Origin of the sequence: Solihabitans fulvus (assembly GCF_008386585.1) — a bacterium.
Lineage (GTDB): Bacteria > Actinomycetota > Actinomycetes > Mycobacteriales > Pseudonocardiaceae > Solihabitans > Solihabitans fulvus.
Window position 1 is genome coordinate 1 of record NZ_VUOB01000230.1, and the last position, 256, is coordinate 256.

1 protein-coding gene is annotated in these 256 nt (G+C 43.4%); it reads right to left on the bottom strand.

Going from position 1 to position 256, the window contains the following annotated elements:
* Positions 1–227 (bottom strand): hypothetical protein (locus F0L68_RS45695; RefSeq protein WP_240543049.1); only part of this gene is annotated, 227 nt, incomplete at its 3' end.
* Positions 228–256 lie beyond the last annotated feature (29 nt).

The following is a 256-nucleotide window of genomic DNA, read 5'->3' on the forward strand; positions in this document are numbered from 1 at the left end:
GGGCGATCCAGAGGGAAGCCAAGAGGCTTATTGTCAAGAACAAAAGATTCGAAAGGAGCCAAGTCCTTGCCTTTGTTGTCGAATGGATAGACGAAAACAAAGAGCTGGAATGGGAATCCACCTTCAGTACCTCTAGGCAGCATGAGTCTTTTAGGCATGTAACAGAACTCTTCCGACATATCAAAAGGTACTTTTCCTTCGTCGAGCATCTTCATAATTTCAGTCATTGGCACGGAGTCTTCTTTAAATATGACAA